The following is an 18,630-nucleotide window of genomic DNA, read 5'->3' as shown; positions in this document are numbered from 1 at the left end:
ATCCGGCGGCCGGCGCTTCGGCCCAGCGGCGGCGGCCCACCGGCGTTCCGCCGGCGGCAAGCCGGCAGGCCGCAACGAACGGCGCCGCGCCCGACTTGAACCCCCATTCGCAACAGAGAGGAAGTCCGACCATGGCACAAGAAACCATGAGCTTTCAGGCAGAAGTGAAACAGCTTCTGCACCTGATGATCCATTCGCTGTACAGCAACAAGGAAATTTTCCTGCGCGAGCTGATTTCGAACGCGTCCGACGCGGCCGACAAGCTGCGCTTCGAAGCGATCGAAAACAGCGCGTTGTACGAAAACGATCCGAACCTGCGGATTCGCGTGTCGTACGACAAGGCCGCGCGCACCATCACGCTCGACGACAACGGCATCGGCATGAGTCGCGACGAAGCGATCGCCAACCTCGGCACGATTGCGCGCTCGGGCACCAAGGAATTCTTCGGCAAGCTCTCCGGCGACCAGCAGAAAGACGCGGCGCTGATCGGCCAGTTCGGCGTGGGCTTCTATTCGGGCTTTATCGTCGCGGACAAGATCACGGTCGAAACGCGCCGCGCCGGTTTGCCGGCCTCGGAAGGCGTGCGCTGGGAAAGCGCGGGCGAGGGCGACTTCGCCGTCGAGCAGATCGAGCGCGCCGCGCGCGGCACGACCATCACGCTGCATCTGCGTGCGGATGAAGACGACCTGCTGTCGTCGCATCGTCTGAAATCGATCATCCAGAAGTACTCCGACCACGTCGCGCTGCCGATCCTGATGCAGAAGGAAGAGTGGGACGCGGAAAAGAGCGAGATGGTCACCAAGGACGAGGACGAGACCGTCAATCAGGCCAGTGCGCTGTGGACCCGCGCGAAGAACGACATCACCGACGAACAGTACAAGCAGTTCTATCAGCATCTCTCGCACGACCATCAGGATCCGCTCACGTGGACGCATAATCGCGTGGAAGGCCGCAGCGAGTATACGCAATTGCTGTACGTGCCGACCCACGCGCCGTTCGACATGTTCAACCGCGACTATCGCGGCGGCCTGAAGCTGTACGTGAAGCGCGTGTTCATCATGGACGACGCCGAGCAACTGCTGCCGGCGTATCTGCGCTTCGTGAAGGGCGTGGTCGATTCGGCGGATTTGCCGCTAAACGTGTCGCGCGAAATCCTGCAGGAAAGCCGCGACGTGAAGGCGATCCGCGAAGGCGTGACCAAGCGTTCGCTGTCGATGCTCGAAGAACTGGCCAACTCCGATAACGAGGCGGACAAGGAAAAGTACGCCGGTTTCTGGAAGGAATTCGGCCAGGTGCTGAAGGAAGGCATCGGCGAAGACTTTGCCAATCGCGAGCGGATCGCGAAGCTCGTGCGCTTTGCGTCGACGCATACGGACACGCCGGAGCAGACCGTGTCGCTGGCCGACTACGTCGCGCGTATGAAACCCGAGCAGACCAAGATCTACTACGTGACCGCCGACACCTGGCAGGCCGCGACCCACAGCCCGCACCTCGAAGTGTTCCGCAAGAAGGGCGTGGAAGTGCTGCTGCTGACCGATCGCGTGGATGAGTGGATCCTGTCGTTCCTGAACGAATTCGAAGGCAAGCCGCTGCAAAGCGTGGCGCGCGGCGATCTCGATCTGGGCGCGCTGAACGACGAGGAAAAGCAGGCGCAGGAGAAGGTCGGCGAAGAGTTCAAGCCGCTCGTCGAGAAAATGAAGGAAGCGCTGAAGGACAAGGCCAAGGACGTGCGTCTCACGTTCCGCCTGACCGATTCGCCGTCTTGCCTCGTTGCCGACGACGGCGAAATGAGCGGCTATCTGCAACGCATGCTCAAGGCCGCGGGCCAGCAAGCGCCGTCGTTCCATCCGATTCTCGAAGTGAATCCGGAGCACGCGCTGGTGAAGGGCTTGCATGCGGACAGCGCGAACTTCGACGACTGGTGCCATCTGCTGTTCGATCAGGCATTGCTCGCCGAAGGCGGCGCGCTGGACGATCCGGCGAGCTTCGTGAAGCGCACCAATGCGCTGCTGCTGGCGCGCGCGAATTGAGCGTGGGTCGAGTTTGATTACGCGGCGTCTTACTGACGCCTGGAGTTGAAAGATGCGCTGCTTCCGCAGCGCATTTTTTTTGCCTGGTGCGGCCTGGTGCGGCGTGACGGAGCGAAGCGCAGTTGACTCCGCTTAGGCCGCCTCAGGACGGGTGCTTAACGCGCGGGCACCGATTCATCCAGATGGCGCGCTTGCGAGAGCACGCAACCGGCCAACTCTTTTGCCTCGTGACACGACGTGTGATCGGCCAGCACTTTCGCCGCGAGACTGCCGATGGCCTTGCTGGTCTGTTTCGACGTGTGGTGTTGCGCCAGCGCTGAGCCCGCCAGTTCCTTTTCCAGTTGCGCGACACCCGCGCGCCGTAGAACGATCGCAGCCAGATGAGCGATGCGGTCGGACGTTTCCTTCAATTTTTCAGTATTCAAACATTGCTCCATGCTGTAGTTGATCAAACTGATCGACTAACGGGCATTACTCGTAGTCGACTGAAATTAATTATGGTTAACTAACTAAATAGAATCAACGTCATTAAATTGAGATTGATTTATGAGATGTGAAAACGCGGTTTTGTCTTATGCTCGCGCGATTTTTATTCGGAGGCTTGAAGGATTATTTCCAATCTCTAGGCGTTGAAATCACCAGGTCTTATTTTTGTGATTACGCCTTCGCGCATGACAACAACAACGCACTGAACTCCCATGTCCGATTCCGCCCTGGCAGTATCTCTCGATTCCGTTCATCTCCTGTGGTCGATCCTGCGCGAGCAAGGTTTCGATGCCGCCGCGCGTCGCGCGGTCGAATTCGCCGTGGCCGGCGCAACGCCGCAGTTGCACGCCGACTTGTGCGCGAGCGCGGGGCGTTTCGAAGAGGCGTATCACAGCGCGTCGCAGGCGCAAGCGTGCGCGAACGGAGCGCGCCATGCGCGGGTCGCACTGTTCGCCGACGCGCTCGGCTACACCAGCGCCGCGCAGCGCAACAGCGAGCGCGCGGTGGCCGTGCAGCCGGTCGAGGCAACGATCGACTGGGTCGTGTGGTTGATCGAGACGTGCGGCGCGCAGTCGGCGGCCGCGCGGATCTTGCGTGCCTATGAGCGTCGAGCGCCGCAGGACGCGCGCGCGCCGTGGTGGTTGTCGATCGCGTTGGCGGCGCTGCCTGACACGAGCGCGCGGGACGAGCGTCGCGCCGCGTTGTTGCGGGCGTACGCGCTCGACCCCTCGGTCGATCCGGCGGTGCCGCTGCAACTCGTGCTGGCGTTACGCGAAGTGCGCGATTGGCCGATGGTCGAGCGTATCTGCCGCGAAAGGCTTGCGCGCAATCCCGCCGATGCGGAGATGGCGTGGCAACTCAGTCACGCGCAATGGCAGTGCAACGACGCGCCAGCGGCGCAGGCCACCATGCGCGCCGTGGACGCCGTCGCGCCCGGCAACGCGGACGTGCTGGCGGCCATCGGCATGTATCTGAACGAGCAGGCGCGCTACGAGGGCAGCGAGGCGGCACTGCGTGCGGCGCTCGCGATCGATCCGTCGGCGGTGCAGGCAGCGGTCGATCTCGCGGACCTGGAATTACGGCGCGGCGATTGGTCGAGCGCGTGGCCGCGTTTCGAGGCGCGTCTTGCGCGCGAAGACCGCCAGCAGAACAACATCGTCAGCGTGATGATGCGTTTGTGTCCGCGCTGGCATGGCGAAGCGCTCAGCGGCAAGACCCTGGTCGTGCACAGCGAGCAGGGCAGCGGCGACGACATCCAGATGGTCCGCTTGGTTCCGTATCTGGCGGCACGTGTGCGTGACGAAGGCGGACGGCTGGCGCTCGCCGTGCGTCGCGCGTTGCAACCGCTGTTTGCGCGTTCCTACGCGGACTGCGTGTCGATCGAAGAAGGTCCGCTCGGCTCACCGGATTACGCTTTGCCGCTCATGAGCCTGCCACTCGTGCTCGGTCTGGAACCGGAGCAGATCCGCGGCGCGCCTTACCTGCAGGCCGATGCGTCGAAGGTCGCGGCGTGGCGCGAACGGATCAGCGCGCAGGCGCCCGCTGCGATGTGGCACATCGGTTTCGTGTGGTCGGGCAGCCCGACGCATCGGCGCGACGCCAAGCGATCGATTCCGCTCGCGGCACTGGCGCCGTTGCTGAGGCTGCCGGATGTCGTATTCCATCCGCTCACGCCTGGACGCCACGCCGATGTGACGGCGCTGGCCGCGCAGGGTTTTCGTCTGTGCGATCTGACCGGCGATTACGAAGACGGCTTCGCCGATGTGGCGGCGCATCTCGCCGCACTAGACGCACTCGTGACTATCGACAGCGCACCGTTGCATCTCGGCGGCGCGTTAGGGCATCGCGTGTTCGCAATGCTCGATCACGTTTCGCATTGGTCGTGGGGCAACGAGGAGACGCAGCCCTGGTATGACTCGGTCGAACTGTTCCGACAGCCGCAGCCTGCCCAGTGGGCGCCGGTGGTCGAGCGCGTGGCCACGCGTCTGAAGACGATGATGGCGCCGGACCGGACAGCTTGAGCGGCGCAAGCCACCCCACGTTGAGCAACTCACGCAACTGATCGATGTCGATGCACGAACCCGAATTCCCACTCCATACCAGCGCCTCCAACGATGTCGGCGCGATCACCGCGCGTGCCGATGCCTGCTTCGCCGCGGGGCGCCATCGCGAAGCGATTGCCGGCTACGAGCGCGTTCTCGCCGAACAACCGCGCAACGTGCACGCGCTCCATCGTCTCGGCCTCGCCTCATTTCGCGTCGAGCGGCCCGAACTTTCGCGCGAGTATCTCGATCAGGCATTGAGCGTCGCGCCTGAGCGCGCGGATATCTGGGAGCATCGCGGCTTGATCGCCGCGCTGGGCGGCGAGCTGACGGCCGCCGAAGCGTTTTACCATCGCGCGATGGACCTGGATGGCGGCACTGCGAGCCTGCATCGGAATCTCGGCGATTGCCTGAAGCTTGCGAAGCGTCTCGTCGAAGCGCGCGGACACTACCTCGAGGCGCTCGAACTCGAGCCGGCATTGCATCATGCCGTTCGCGCGCTCGCACAGATCAGTACGGAGCTCGAACGTTATCAGGACGCCGCGGACTACTGGCTGCATGCGTGGACGCTCGACTCGACGCACCTGACGGACGCGCTCGAACTGATTGCGGCGTTGTCGAGAGCGCAGCGCGGTGCGGGGATCGACGGCGTGCTCGTCGAGCTGCGCGCTCGCTTCGGCGGCGACGCATCCGCGCTGCAACAGGTGGCCTTCGCATTGAACGGCGTGGAGCGTTTCAGGGATGCAATCAGCGTCGCCACCGAAGGCCTCGGCGTCGATCCGCACAACGGCTGGCTGCATCACAACGCGTCATTTGCGTTCAATATGCTGGGCGACTTTCCGGCCATGTATGCGCATGCCGTCGAAGCCGCGCGGCTGATGCCCGATCATCCGTCGATGCAGTTCAACCTCGCCGCGGCACAACTGCGCGCGGGCGACTACGAAAACGGCTGGATGCAATACCGCTGGCATGAGGCGCTGCCGGAAAATCACGATCTGGTTCGCCCGCCATATCCGGAGTGGCAAGGCGAGCGGGTGACGGGCCGGCGCTTTCTGCTCGTCGGCGAGCAGGGGCTGGGCGATCAACTGCAGTTCTTGCGCATGGCCGAGTGGTTGCATCGGCGCGGCGCGCAGGTCGACGTCTGGGTCGAGGCTCCGCTGAGCGAAGTAGCGCGCGGAGCGGCCGGCGTGCATGCCGCGTGGACCACGGCGCCGCCCGGACCGTACGACTACTGGTGCCGCATGCTCAGAATGCCGGAGCATATGAAGCTGGACCTGCCGATGCTGCCGCTCGCGACGTCCTATCTGCGAGCGGAGCCGGCGCAAGTGCAACGTTGGCAGAACCACCTCGATGCAATCTGTGCGGCCGATGCGCGCGGTCCGCTCGGAAAACGCGTCGGCATTGTCTGGGCCGGCAATCCGGCGTACGGGCTCGATCGCTATCGTTCGATTCCGTTACGCGAATGGCTGCCGGTTTTGCAGCAGACTGGCCTGCAATGGTTCGCGCTGCAAAAGGGCGAGGCACAGAACGAGGCGGTGGCGTGGCACGCGGATATCGGCATGCACAGGCTCGGGCCGGAGATCGGCACGTTCGCCGACACGCTGGCGATCCTGCAGTCGCTCGATCTGGTGATTACGGTGGACACGGCGGTTGCCCATCTGGCCGGCGCATGCGGCACGCCGGTCTGGGTGCTGGTGCCCACGTTCACCGACTGGCGCTGGATGACGGAGCGCGACGATAGTCCGTGGTATCCGTCGGCGCGTCTGTTCAGGCAGCGCGAGTTGGGGCGTTGGGATACGGTGCTCGACGAGGTCGCACGAGCATTGCGCGATTTTGTCGCTGATTGAAAACCGGGCGGGCTCACACGCGCCCGGGTTTTTATTTAGAGCTGGCCTGGAACTGGTGGCCGTCTACTTCTTTCCCATCAACGTATCCATCGTCTCGCCACGCACGACGATCTCGGTGCGACGATTCAGCGCGCGGCCTTCGGGCGTATCGTTGCTCGCCACCGGATCGTTGTACGCGTTGCCCTTCGTGCGAATGCGGCTCATCGGGATGCCGCGCGCCACCAGCGCGTAGCCCACCGCGGTCGCGCGCGCTTCGGACAGTTGCTGGTTATATTCGAGGGTGCCGACGTTGTCGGTGTAGCCTTCCACGACAATCGGTTTCTTGCTGCGCTTGAGCAGCACGGCCGAACGATCGATGACCGCGGCGGCGTCGCTGCGCACGTTGGATTTGTTGAAATCGAACAGGGCGGTTTCGGGCAGCTTGACCGCGACACCGCCGGCAACCGGCGCCACCTCGATACCAACGGCCTTGTTCAACGACGTCTCGGTATCGCGGTTCAGTTGCGCCGCGCAACCTGCCATCAGCAGGACAGAAATCGCGCATGCGGTGGTGCTCAGGATGTGCTTCATCTTGGTGTTTTCTCCTTGATTATTCGTTCACATGGCGCGCCATTCGATCGGCGGCGGCCGGCTTTGCAAAGCACGGAGGTTTTATCGCGCGACGCGAGCCGCGGAGAATCGGAACTATCTGAAATCGACGCGCCCGTGGAAGTGCTGCACGACCGCCGTCGTAGTCGATGGAATCTGCTGAAGGGAAAGGCCTGCGCGCTGGCGAATGGTCCGACAGCCGCGCCGTTATAATCCGACACCATGTCTATCCGTTTCGATGCCGCCGACGCCCACTGGCGCGTCGCGCCCTTACCCGGCTTGAGCGCCGCCCAGAAAGACTGGCTGACCCGTGGTGGTTCACTGACCGCGCATCTGCGTGCGCTCGGCGCGGTCGCGGTACGCGTGACGCGCGAAGGCGTCGCGCTGCCGTGGGCCGACGAGAGCGCCGCGCTCGGCCTTGCGCCGCGTGCGCCGGTCTGGGTTCGGGAAGTCGTGCTGTGCGTCGACGGCGTGCCGTTTGTCGCCGCGCATAGCATCGCGCCGCTCGCCGCGAGCGCGGGCGTGTGGCAGGCCATGCGGCGTCTGCGGACGCGGCCGCTGGCCGAGTTGCTGTATAGCGATAGCAGTGTGGCGCGTTCGTCGCTGGTGAGCCGCAGGTTGACCGCGCGGCATCCGCTCTATCACCTCGCGGCACATGAGGTCGACGGGCCGCCGCCGCATGCGCTGGTCGCGCGCCGCTCCGTGTTCGAGCGCCGCAGTGCGCCGCTGATGGTCACCGAGTGCATGTTGCCGGCGTTATGGACGCATCTGGCGACTCTGTCCGGCGCGAGCAAGTCGGATGAGTGGCTGGCGCATCCGCGGGTGCGCGAACACGGCCGCCCGCTCGAGCACACCGCATCGCGCGCGCATCCCGCAACGCGTGCATCCGACGAACGGAGCCGCTGATGCTGCGCGGCTTTCCTCCCGTCGTCGCCGCGGACACGCATACACTGATTCTCGGCAGCTTTCCCGGCGAGGCGTCGCTTGCCGCGACGCAGTACTACGCGCATCCACGCAACCAGTTCTGGCGCCTCATCGGCACCGTGCTCGACGAACCGCTCGCCGAACTCAGCTACGAAGAGCGTCTGCGCCGCGTGCTCGCGCACGGCATCGGCGTGTGGGACGTGCTTGCCGCCTGTACGCGCGAAGGCAGTCTCGACGCGGCGATCCGCAATGCCAGCCCCAATGATTTCGCTTCGTTGCGCGCCCACGCGCCGAAGCTCGCGAAAGTCTGCTTCAACGGCAAGACGGCGGGCCGTTTCGCGCCGGTGATCGGTGCGGCGGGCTACGTCACCCTGGTATTGCCTTCGTCGAGTCCGGCGAATGCTATGCTCTCGTTCGACCAAAAATTGCGTCTTTGGCGCGACATCCTTACATGACGAAATTGATCAAGCGCGCTTCGGCTGAAGCGCGTGCCTTCCGCAACCGCGACGCTGACGTCGCCGACGGGAAACAAAAAACACAGAAAAAGCAGAACGCCGCGCGCAACAAACAGCGCGTCTCGCACGACGACGATCTGCACGATGCGCCGCAAATCGAAGCGCCGCGCAAGCCGCGTTTCGCGCCGGTGACGTTCTCGGAAGAGGGCGGCGTGCGCTTTCTGCATTTCGGCACGGAGTGGGTGCAGGGCGCAATGCGTCTGCGCAAGCCGGATCACATCGAACTCGAATACGCGCAGCAGATGATGGCCTGGCTGCTCTTCATCGAAACGCCCAAGCGCATCGTCCAGCTCGGTCTGGGCGCCGCGGCGCTGACCAAGTTCGCGCACCGTTTCCTGAAACGCGCGAAGGTCGAGGCGGTGGAAGTGAACCCGGCGGTCGTGGTGGCCGCGCGCACGATGTTCGAATTGCCGCACGACGACGCTCGTCTGACGGTGCATGAAACCGACGCATGGGACTTCGTCAACGACCGCGCCAATCACGGCACGATCGGCGCGCTGCAGATCGACGTCTATGACGCGACGGCGCGCGGTCCGGTGCTCGACAGCGTCGGCTTCTATCGCGCGGTGCGCGCGTGCCTGACCGACGCGGGCGTGGTGACGGTGAACCTGTTCGGCGATCACCCGAGCTTCGTGCGCAATATGAAGCGTTTGAACGAAGCCTTCGACGGCCGCGTGGTCGCGCTGCCGGAAGTGCACGACGGCAACCGCATCGCGATCGCGTTTTCGGGTCCGGCGCTCGAGGTGCCGTTCACGGCGCTGCAAGCGCGCGCCAAGTTGATCGAAGCGGAACTCGGTCTGCCCGCGCGCAAGTGGATCAAGGGTCTGCAGGAATCGACCGGGCAGACCGGCGTCTCGTTCTCGGTCTGATTGCGACGACCTGGGCGGTCGGGCCGCGCAAGCCGGTCCGATCCAAAGCAGTGCATGGACTGAACACCGCCGTCGGCGTGCCGCTCGCCGTTGCGCCCACGCGACGCTCGCCGCCGTCATCCATCGCGCATTGAACAGCCGGTCCTCTTCCTCGCGAAGCGGGCCGGCCTGTCAGACCCAAGCCACGCGGCCTTACGCGCCCCGCTGCAGCGCTTCAAATACGCCCGTCGAAACAGCGTCCCACTGGCCCCTGAAAGCACGCTCGTGCTGGGGTCGTCCCTGCTTGACCGCGCGTTCGCCGCTCCTATACTCTTTCGAAGCTTTCGGGGCGCCCGTGGCCATCCGCTATGGGATCCACCTCCCGTCAAACACGGGCCAACATTTCAATAATAGGGAAGAGGAGACGTCATGGCTCACGACGCCGACGCGAACAAGGCCAGTAAGCACTGGCTCTGGCTGCTGCTGTTGCCCTGGATCGCGATGATCTGGGTGCCGTCATATAACAAGGTCGAACCCGTGCTGTTCGACTTTCCGTTCTTCTACTGGTATCAGCTCCTGTGGGTGCTGATCAGCGCCGTCATCACGGCGCTCGTGTACTTCAAGACCAAGACGCGCTCCAGCGGCCGTCCGCAGGGGGGCGCACGATAATGAACGCCATTGCAACTTTCGTCTTCGTTCTGTTTTTCATCGGCGTCACGATTCTCGGCTTTATCGCGGCTCACTGGCGGCGCGGCGATCTCGCGCATCTGGAAGAGTGGGGCCTCGGCGGGCGGCGCTTCGGCACCATCGTCACGTGGTTCCTGCTGGGCGGCGACCTGTACACCGCGTACACCTTCATCGCCGTGCCGGCGCTGGTGTTCGGTGCGGGCGCAACCGGTTTCTTCGCGTTGCCGTACACGATCCTGATCTATCCGTTCGCGTTCGTGGTGTTCCCGAAACTGTGGAGCATCGCCAAACGTCAGGGCTACGTCACGTCGGCGGACTTCGTTTCGGCGCGCTATGGCAGCCGTATGCTCGCTCTGGCGATCGCCGTGACCGGCATCGTCGCGACCATGCCGTACATCGCGCTGCAACTGGTCGGTATCGAAGTGGTGATCGGCGCGCTGGGTTTCGACACCCAGGGTTTCGTCGGCGATCTGCCGCTGATCATCGCGTTCGCGATCCTGGCGGCGTACACGTACACCTCGGGTCTGCGCGCGCCGGCCATGATCGCGGTGGTCAAGGACGTGCTGATCTACATCACGATCTTCGCCGCGATCATCGTGATTCCGCCGCAACTGGGCGGCTTCGGCCACATCTTCAGCGTGGTGCCGCCGGCCAAGCTGCTGCTCAAAGCGCCGGACGTCTCGAGCCTGAACGGCTACAGCGCGTACGCGACGCTCGCGGTGGGTTCGGCGCTCGCGCTGTTCCTGTACCCGCACTCGATCACGGCGGTGCTGTCGTCGAAGTCGGGTAACACGATCCGCCACAATATGGCGATGCTGCCGGCTTATTCGCTGGTGCTCGGCCTGCTCGCGCTGCTCGGCTACATGGCGCTTGCCTCGGGTGTGAAGGACATGCCGGAGTTTGCGCCGTACTTCAAGGCATTCGGCCCGAACTTCGCGGTGCCGGCGCTGTTCCTGCATTACTTCCCGTCGTGGTTCGTCGGTGTGGCGTTCGCAGCGATCGGCATCGGCGCGCTGGTGCCGGCGGCGATCATGTCGATCGCGGCCGCGAACCTGTACACGCGCAACATCCACAAGGAGTTCGTCAACCGCAACATGACGCATGAACAGGAGACCAATGTCGCAAAGCTGGTCTCGCTGATCGTCAAGGTCGGCGCGGTGGCGTTCATTCTCGGCCTGCCGCTCACGTACGCGATCCAGTTGCAGCTGCTCGGCGGTATCTGGATCATCCAGACGTTGCCGGCGATCGTGCTGGGTCTGTACACGCGCGTGCTCGACTACCGGGGCCTGCTGATCGGCTGGGCGGTCGGCATCGCAACCGGCACGTGGATGGCGATTTCGCTGAAGCTGGCCGGCTCGATCTTCACGATCCACCTGTTCGGCATGGCGATTCCGGGCTATGCCGCGGTGTGGTCGCTGATCGTAAACCTGGTGGTGGCGGTGGTGGTGAGCCTGCTGGTGCGCGCGGCCGGCATGCAGCGCGCCGAAGACCGCACCCGTCCGGAAGACTATCTGGACGTGGTCGAAAGCTGATCACGCCTGCTTGATGTCGTGCCGCTTCACGGGGTTCGACAAACTGAAAACCGCAACGCCCGCACACGAAAGTGTGCGGGCGTTTGTCTTGCCGACGTTTGTCCTAATGAGGCACTCCAGGGCAGGATAGCGGAACCGTCCTTCACCGCATCGAGCGCGCCGCCATGGCTTCTGCCGATTCCCACACCGTGATTCCACGCCGCTCGGCCCTTAGCCGGATGGTTCGCGCGGTTACGTCGCCTTACTACCGCTATCGCCACGCCAAGGTGCTGCACAGCCTGCGCGTCGGGCTGGCCATGCTGGTTTCGATTCTGGCGACCACCGGGATCGACATTCCGCACGGCATCTGGTCGTCGGTCACTTTGCTGGTGGTGATCGGCGGCTTGCAGCATCACGGCAATATCCGCAAGAAGGCAGCCGAACGGGCGGCGGGCACGTTGCTCGGGGCGTCGATCGGGCTTTCGCTGATCGTGTTGCAGAACCTCACCGGGTCGGCGCCGCTCACCTATGTGTTGATGTCGATCGTCGCGGGCATCTGCGCGTGGTTCGCGATCGGCTCGTCAGGCTATATCGGGCTGTTGACGGCGATCACCATGTGCATCGTCGCGGGTCACGGCGACAATCTGATCGACGTCGGCCTGTGGCGCACGCTGAACGTGCTGATCGGGATTGTGATCGCGCTGGCGTTTTCGTTCGCGCTGCCGCTGCATGCCACCTATTCGTGGCGCTACGGGCTCGCGACGAATCTGCGCGAATGCGCGCGCGTCTACACGCGGCTGCTGGAAGGCGAGACGATCAGCGAGGAAGAGCAGGTCAAGCGCTTTCTGGCGATCAACAAGCGGCTCGTGCAATTGCGCTCGCTGATGCCTTCGGTGGCGAAGGAAATCGACGTGCCGCAGTCGAAGCTCGAAGAGATTCAGCGGCTGCACCGCTCGGTGCTCAGTTCGCTGGAGCTGCTCGCCACGGGTCCGCTGATGCACGCCGACGCCACGGCGCGCGCCGCGTACGCCGAGCAATGCGGCGTGGAGGTGCGCACCGTGCGCTCGATTCTGCTGGCGATGGCGCGCGGCCTGCGCTTTGGCCGGGCGACACACTTCGGCATTCCGGCCGCATCGCCGCTCGCGCAGAGGCACGGCGACGCGGCGCTCAAGCTGCCGACCGAATTTCAGGGGCCGTATTGGCTCGGACAGCGGCTTGCCGAACAAGTGGACCGGCTGCGCGAGTTGTTGCTGGAAACCGAGCCGAACTGGAACATCGAACGGCATTCAAGGACTTTGCTGAAGGCTTAGGTGCGGCTGCGACCCTCAACGCTCAGCCCTCCGGCACCGTCACCATCCACATGAGACCGAAGCGATCGACCACCATCCCGAAGCCCTTGCTCCAGAAAGTCGGCTGAAACGGCAGCGTCACCTGGCCGCCGTCGGCGAGCGCATTGAAGTACTTTTCGGCGGAGGCGGCGTCGTCGGCGGTGAGTGACAGGCTGAAGCCGTTCATCGTAGCCGAGGGATCGCAATGTCCGTCGGATGCCATCCAGTCGGTCGAACCCATCCGCACGTTAGCGTGCATGATCTTTTCTTCGAGACCCGGCCGCGGCTGGTTTTGCGGATCGGGCGGCGCCTCCTTGTAGCGCATCTTGAAGGTCACCTGAGCGCCGAGTTTCGCGCAGTAATAGTCGAGCGCTTCTTCGCAGCGCCCGTTAAAAAATACGTAAGGTTGAACCAGCATGATCGTCTCCGGAAAGGGTGAGCAGCGCGATATCCCCGCAACAAGCAACGCAAGAGCCCTAGGGTTGAAGAAGTACCGCGACGGCGCGCGCAGCGCCGCCGGAAGAATGAGTGCCTTGTCACGAGCGCACAATGCGCGAGGGCACCGATTCCAGATGCACCACTACCGTGGCTACGCGGGGAGCCCGCTTAAGGGTTGGCGGTGTAAAGCGGCTTTCTTTGCCTACTTTCTTTGCCGCGGCAAAGAAAGTAGGTGCCGCCCCGCACAGGGGCAACGCTAATAGACCACCGTGAATCGCCCTTGCAGAAGATTCTAGTCGCCCGTCAGGCGTTACTTGTGACTATATGTCGTAGGCGCGGCGGTCCATGACGCGGGTCAAACGCAACCACAACCGCCGAAGGTCGGTAAACGGCACACGGCCCGGAACCGTGAAGTCCAAGGCCGTGTGTTTTGAGCGCCAGCCAAGCGGCGCGAGCAAAGCTTAACGCAACGCTTCGATCAGCTTTTCCAGCTTGACCGCGTCCGCAGCGAAGGCGCGAATCCCTTCGGCGAGCTTTTCAGTTGCCATGGCTTCGTCATTGACGAGGAAACGGAACGACGCTTCGTCGACCGGCACGCGTTCGATATCCGCACCTTTGGCGATATCCGGCGACAGCTTGCGCTCCACCTTATCGGTGCTGTCCTGCAGCTTTTGCAGCAAATCCGGGCTGATGGTCAGCAGGTCGCAGCCGGCCAGTTCCAGAACCTGACCCGGCGTGCGGAAGCTCGCGCCCATCACCTCGGTCTTGTAGCCGAACTTCTTGTAGTACGCGTAAATGCGGCGCACCGATTTGACGCCCGGGTCGTTGGCGCCGCCGTCTTTCGCTTCGTCCCACGCGCTGCCGGCATTCTTTTTGTACCAGTCGTAAATCCGGCCGACGAACGGCGAGATCAGTTGCGCGCCCGCTTCGGCGCAGGCGGCCGCCTGGGCGAGCGAGAACAGCAGTGTCATGTTGCAGTGGATGCCTTCCTTCTGCAGCACTTCCGCCGCGCGGACGCCTTCCCAAGTGGAAGCCAGCTTGATCAGCACGCGTTCGCGGCCTATGCCGTGCTCCTTGTACAGTGAGATCAGTTCGCGGCCCTTGGCGATCGAGGCTTGCGTGTCGAACGAGAGGCGCGCGTCCACTTCCGTCGACACGCGGCCCGGAATGATCTTGAGAATTTCGGTGCCGAAGGCGATCAGCAACTGGTCGATGATCGCGCCGACCGGCTTCGACGCGTGCGCCTTCACGGTCTTTTCGAGCAGCGGCTTGTAGTCGTCTTTCTGCACCGCTTTCAGAATCAGCGACGGATTGGTGGTCGCGTCCTGCGGCTTGTACTGGGCAAGCTGCTGGAAGTCGCCGGTATCGGCCACGACGGTGGTGTATTGCTTGAGTTGATCGAGTGCGGTTGTCATGTTCGAGCCTTCAGGGCGCGTGCGCGCCGTGGTTCAGGAGAAATGAGGTTGCCACCGGCCTGAAACGCTAACCAGATCCGGCGGCCGCGGGTCACGCTGCAACGCTGCCCGCCATCTTGCCGGGGAATTTTGACGGAAAGCGCTGCCGGATGCTTCTATTCTATGGCGGATCGGCTGATGCGGTATTGACAGTTGCCCACGGCGATCCGTTCGCGCGGTTTCAGGCGGCATTTTCCGCCGACCGATCCGGCGCTGACCGATTCCGCCGAGCGCTTTTTGCCGACTGATCAGGCGCGCCGCGCGTTCAACACCACTTGCGTCAGCACGCCCGCCACCAGCCCCCAGAAAGCCGAGCCGATGGACAACAAAGTCAGCCCGGACGCGGTCACCATGAACGTGACCAGCGCCGCCTCGCGCTGCTTCAGGTCCTGCATGGCGTTGGCGAGGCCGCTCATGATCGAGCCGAACAGCGCCAGCGCCGCGACGGAGACCACCAGCGCCTTCGGCAAGGCCGTGAACAGCGCGGCGATGGTCGCGCCGAAAACCCCGGCGATCAGGTAGAAGATGCCGCACCATACCGCCGCCATATAGCGCTTGTTGCGGTTTTCGTGCGCTTCGGGGCCGGTGCAGATCGCCGCGGTGATTGCCGCAAGATTGATGCCGTGCGAGCCGAACGGCGCGAGCAGCAGCGAGGCGATGCCGGTGGTCGAAATCAGCGGCGCCGAGGGCGTGCTGTAGCCGTCCGCGCGCAGCACGGCGATGCCCGGCACGTTCTGCGACGCCATCGCGACGACGAAAAGCGGAATCCCGATGCTGACGCTGGCCGCCGCCGAAAACACCGGCATCGTGAACACCGGATGCGCCAGCGCGACGTGGAAGCGGCTGAAGTCGAGCAGTCCGAGCCCGCCGGAGGCCGCCGTGCCGACGATCAGCGTCGTGACGATCGCATAGCGCGGAGCGAGCCGTTTGACGACCAGGTAGGTGAAGAACATGGTCAGCACGAGCGCGGTCTGGAACTGCGCGGCGCGGAAAATCTCGATGCCGATCTCGAACAGGATGCCCGCCAGCAAGGCCGAGGCGATGCCCGCCGGAATCTTCTTCATCAGCGTGTCAAACCAGCCGGTCAGGCCGACCAGCGTGAGCAGCAGCGCGCAGACGATAAACGCGCCGATCGCCTCTCCATAAGCCACGTGCGGCAGCGACGACACCAGCAGCGCCGCGCCGGGCGTCGACCAGGCGATCACGATCGGCGCGCGAAACCGCAGCGAGAGGCCGATCGTGCAGACGGCCATGCCGATCGACAAGGCCCAGATCCACGACGAAATCTGCGCGTCGCTCAGATGCGCGGCCTGGCCCGCCTGGAACATCAGCACGAGCGAACTGGTGTAGCCCGTCATCATCGCGACGAAACCGGCGACGATGGCGGACAGCGAAGTGTCGGCGAAAGGGTTGAGGCGCCCGGGCGGAGTGACGGCAGGGGACAAATCGGGCGTGGAAGACGGACTCATGCAGATGCTTTCTTATCGTTGAAGGTAAAACTCGAGCGGACTATTTGCTCAGCGTGCGCATCGCGGTCTCAAGGCCGGCGAGCGTGAGCGGGTACATGCGGTGGCCGAGCACCTCGCGGATCGCGCTGACCGACTGCCGGTACGCCCACAAGCCTTCCGGTTCGGGATTGAGCCACGCGTGGTGCGGGAAATGATCGGCGAGCCGGCGCAGCCATACCGCGCCGGCTTCGGCGTTGTTGTACTCCACCGAGCCGCCTGGCTGCAGCACTTCGTACGGGCTCATCGTCGCGTCGCCGACGAAGATCAGCTTGTAGTCGGACGTGAATTTGTGCAGCACATCCCACGTCGGCATGCGCTCGGCGTGACGGCGGCGGTTGTTCTTCCACAGGAAGTCGTACACGCAGTTGTGGAAATAGTAGAACTCCAGGTGCTTGAACTCGGCTTTGGCGGCGGAGAACAGCTCTTCGGTGCGCTTGATGTGATCGTCCATCGAGCCGCCCACGTCGAGCAGCATCAGCACTTTCACCTTGTTGTGCCGCTCGGGCACCATCTTCAGGTCGAGCCAGCCGGCGTTCGCGGCGGTGCTGCGGATCGTGTCGGGCAGGTCGAGTTCTTCGGCGGCGCCCTCGCGGGCGAAACGGCGCAGGCGGCGCAGCGCGATCTTGATGTTGCGCGTGCCGATTTCGACCTGGTCGTCGTAATCGCGATAGGCGCGCGCTTCCCAGACCTTGACGGCGGTGCGGTTGCCCGCCGCGTCGCCGCCGATGCGCACGCCTTCCGGGTTGTAGCCGCCATTGCCGAACGGCGACGTGCCGCCCGTGCCGATCCACTTGTTGCCGCCTTCGTGGCGCTCCTTCTGTTCGTCGAACAGTTCCTTCAGGCGCTCCATGAGCTTGTCGAGGCCGCCCATCGCCTCGATCTGCGCTTTTTCTTCCGGCGACAGATCGCGTTGCAGCTTCTTCTTCAGCCAGTCGAGCGGGACGTCGAAGGCGAGCTCCGAGGCTTGCGCGACGCCTTTGAAATACGCGCCGAACGCCTGGTCGAACTTGTCGAAGTACTGCTCGTCCTTGACCAGCGTGATGCGCGCGAGATAGTAGAACTCGTCGAGTGACGGCGCGATCACGTTGGCTTTGAGCGCCTCGAGCAGCGTCAGGTATTCCTTCACCGACACCGGCAGTTTGGCGGCGCGCAGCGAGTAGAAGAAGTCGATCAGCATGCTGGGTCCTCTGCGGCGGCGGCGGGTGGTCGGGGCGCCGCGCGCTTCAATGGCGGCTTGGCGACCATCCGGCGCTCAATCAACGATCAATCAACGGTGGTTCAACGGTTGTTGCGGTTCATGAAGATCAGCCGCTCGAACAGATTCACGTCCTGCTCGTTCTTCAGCAGCGCGCCATGCAGCGGCGGAATGATCTGCTTCTGGTCGGACGAGCGCAGCGCTTCGGGGGGAATGTCTTCGGCGAGCAGCAGCTTGAGCCAGTCGAGCAGTTCCGAGGTGGACGGCTTTTTCTTCAATCCGGCGACGTTGCGCAGTTCGAAAAAGCTCTGCATGGCGGCCGCGAGCAGTTCCTTCTTGATGCCCGGATAGTGCACCTCGACGATCTGCTGCATGGTGACCGGATCGGGGAACTTGATGTAATGGAAGAAGCAGCGGCGCAGGAACGCGTCGGGCAGCTCCTTCTCGTTGTTCGACGTGATGATCACGAGCGGGCGCTGTTTCGCGCGGATCAGCTCGTGCGTCTCGTACACGTAGAACTCCATGCGGTCGAGTTCGCGCAGCAGGTCGTTGGGGAATTCGATGTCGGCCTTGTCGATCTCGTCGATCAGCAGCACCGTTTGCTCCTCCGACTCGAACGCCTGCCACAGCACGCCCTTGACGATGTAGTTGCCGATGTCCTTGACGCGTTCGTCGCCGAGTTGCGAATCGCGCAGGCGCGACACCGCGTCGTACTCGTACAGACCCTGCTGCGCCTTGGTGGTGGACTTGATGTGCCACTGCAAAAGCGGCATGCCGAGCGCGGCGGCGACCTCTTCGGCGAGCATGGTTTTGCCCGTACCGGGTTCGCCCTTGATCAGCAACGGGCGCTTGAGCGTCATCGCGGCGTTGACCGCGAGCTTGAGGTCGTCGGTGGCGACGTACTGCGATGAGCCTTCGAAACGCATGGCGAGATGCTCTTTTTCGGGAAAAAACCCAGTATAAGTCAGAAGGCCTGTTGGCCTGAAACCGCCTCGCGTAAGGTGTCACCCGCGGTGCCGTAGCGCGAAGCCAGTGCGCACGCGGCGCCGGCGAGCGGCCCGAACGTTCGCCCGGCGGGCCTGGTGGGCGGGCGCGCCGGGCGAGAGCGGGCTGAATGCGGTGTCGGATGCGGTGTCGATCCGGCGCGAGCGGCTGGCATGCGGCGGTGGCCGCCATGCCTTGCGGATCGGGCGCGGCGGAGCAAACCGGCGCTAGCCGTGGCTTTGCGG

The 18,630-nt window shown here is 63.9% G+C and carries 16 protein-coding genes; 9 read left to right on the top strand and 7 right to left on the bottom strand.

Features of this window, described 5'->3' with window-relative positions:
* Positions 1–131: 131 nt before the first annotated feature.
* Entirely contained in the window at positions 132–2,030 is a 1,899-nt protein-coding gene (htpG, locus tag P0D96_RS22620; RefSeq protein WP_132375394.1) for a molecular chaperone HtpG, read from the top strand.
* 155 nt (positions 2,031–2,185) lie between these two features.
* On the opposite strand, the gene P0D96_RS22615 is transcribed toward htpG, so the two are convergent.
* Positions 2,186–2,467 carry a hypothetical protein gene (locus P0D96_RS22615; RefSeq protein WP_408315363.1) on the bottom strand — a complete coding sequence of 94 codons (282 nt, stop codon included), beginning with the start codon at positions 2,465–2,467 and terminating at the stop codon, positions 2,186–2,188.
* Between the two features lie 261 nt (positions 2,468–2,728).
* On the opposite strand from P0D96_RS22615, the gene P0D96_RS22610 reads away from it, so the two are divergent.
* Positions 2,729–4,537, top strand: a complete 1,809-nt coding sequence (locus tag P0D96_RS22610; protein ID WP_408315362.1) for a tetratricopeptide repeat protein — start codon at positions 2,729–2,731, stop codon at positions 4,535–4,537.
* A gap of 44 nt (positions 4,538–4,581) precedes the next feature.
* Entirely contained in the window at positions 4,582–6,405 is a 1,824-nt protein-coding gene (locus P0D96_RS22605) for a tetratricopeptide repeat protein (RefSeq protein ID WP_408315361.1), read from the top strand.
* A gap of 63 nt (positions 6,406–6,468) precedes the next feature.
* Here P0D96_RS22605 and P0D96_RS22600 read toward each other — a convergent pair whose 3' ends face one another.
* Positions 6,469–6,975 carry an OmpA family protein gene (locus P0D96_RS22600; RefSeq protein ID WP_408315359.1) on the bottom strand — a complete coding sequence of 169 codons (507 nt, stop codon included), beginning with the start codon at positions 6,973–6,975 and terminating at the stop codon, positions 6,469–6,471.
* Between the two features lie 240 nt (positions 6,976–7,215).
* Between P0D96_RS22600 and P0D96_RS22595 the strand changes: the two genes are divergently transcribed.
* From P0D96_RS22595 to P0D96_RS22570, 6 genes are all read left to right on the top strand, one after another.
* Positions 7,216–7,899 carry a chorismate--pyruvate lyase family protein gene (locus P0D96_RS22595; RefSeq protein WP_408315357.1) on the top strand — a complete coding sequence of 228 codons (684 nt, stop codon included), beginning with the start codon at positions 7,216–7,218 and terminating at the stop codon, positions 7,897–7,899.
* A complete protein-coding gene (locus P0D96_RS22590; protein WP_132375388.1) occupies positions 7,899–8,372 on the top strand; it encodes a DNA-deoxyinosine glycosylase in 474 nt (157 codons plus the stop codon). Before P0D96_RS22595 ends, P0D96_RS22590 begins: the two co-directional genes overlap by 1 nt.
* Entirely contained in the window at positions 8,369–9,301 is a 933-nt protein-coding gene (locus tag P0D96_RS22585; protein WP_408315355.1) for a class I SAM-dependent methyltransferase, read from the top strand. Before P0D96_RS22590 ends, P0D96_RS22585 begins: the two co-directional genes overlap by 4 nt.
* Positions 9,302–9,709: 408 nt before the next feature.
* Positions 9,710–9,949, top strand: a complete 240-nt coding sequence (locus P0D96_RS22580) for a DUF3311 domain-containing protein (protein WP_132375386.1) — start codon at positions 9,710–9,712, stop codon at positions 9,947–9,949.
* A complete protein-coding gene (gene mctP / locus P0D96_RS22575; RefSeq protein WP_408315354.1) occupies positions 9,949–11,499 on the top strand; it encodes a monocarboxylate uptake permease MctP in 1,551 nt (516 codons plus the stop codon). The genes P0D96_RS22580 and mctP overlap by 1 nt, the downstream gene beginning before the upstream one ends.
* Before the next feature lie 164 nt (positions 11,500–11,663).
* Positions 11,664–12,788, top strand: coding sequence for an FUSC family protein (locus P0D96_RS22570; protein WP_408315353.1), 1,125 nt, complete (start codon positions 11,664–11,666; stop codon positions 12,786–12,788).
* Between the two features lie 22 nt (positions 12,789–12,810).
* Here P0D96_RS22570 and P0D96_RS22565 read toward each other — a convergent pair whose 3' ends face one another.
* The 5 genes from P0D96_RS22565 to P0D96_RS22545 all read right to left on the bottom strand — a co-directional run bounded on the left by P0D96_RS22565 (position 12,811) and on the right by P0D96_RS22545 (position 18,327).
* A complete protein-coding gene (locus P0D96_RS22565) occupies positions 12,811–13,224 on the bottom strand; it encodes a VOC family protein (protein WP_132375383.1) in 414 nt (137 codons plus the stop codon).
* Positions 13,225–13,705: 481 nt separating this feature from the next.
* Complete coding sequence (tal, locus tag P0D96_RS22560) at positions 13,706–14,659, bottom strand: transaldolase (RefSeq protein WP_408177971.1); 954 nt, start codon at positions 14,657–14,659, stop codon at positions 13,706–13,708.
* Between the two features lie 287 nt (positions 14,660–14,946).
* Entirely contained in the window at positions 14,947–16,167 is a 1,221-nt protein-coding gene (locus tag P0D96_RS22555; RefSeq protein ID WP_408315352.1) for a benzoate/H(+) symporter BenE family transporter, read from the bottom strand.
* A 40-nt stretch (positions 16,168–16,207) separates the two neighbouring features.
* Positions 16,208–17,383 (bottom strand): vWA domain-containing protein, encoded by a 1,176-nt coding sequence (locus tag P0D96_RS22550; RefSeq protein WP_132375380.1) that lies wholly within the window; start codon positions 17,381–17,383, stop codon positions 16,208–16,210.
* Positions 17,384–17,484: 101 nt separating this feature from the next.
* Entirely contained in the window at positions 17,485–18,327 is an 843-nt protein-coding gene (locus tag P0D96_RS22545) for an AAA family ATPase (RefSeq protein ID WP_132375379.1), read from the bottom strand.
* Between the last annotated feature and the right edge of the window lie 303 nt (positions 18,328–18,630).

Source organism: Paraburkholderia sp. RL17-347-BIC-D (assembly GCF_046027915.1).
In the GTDB taxonomy this organism is placed as follows: Bacteria; Pseudomonadota; Gammaproteobacteria; order Burkholderiales; family Burkholderiaceae; genus Paraburkholderia.
This window is presented reverse-complemented; position numbering and strand designations above follow the sequence as displayed.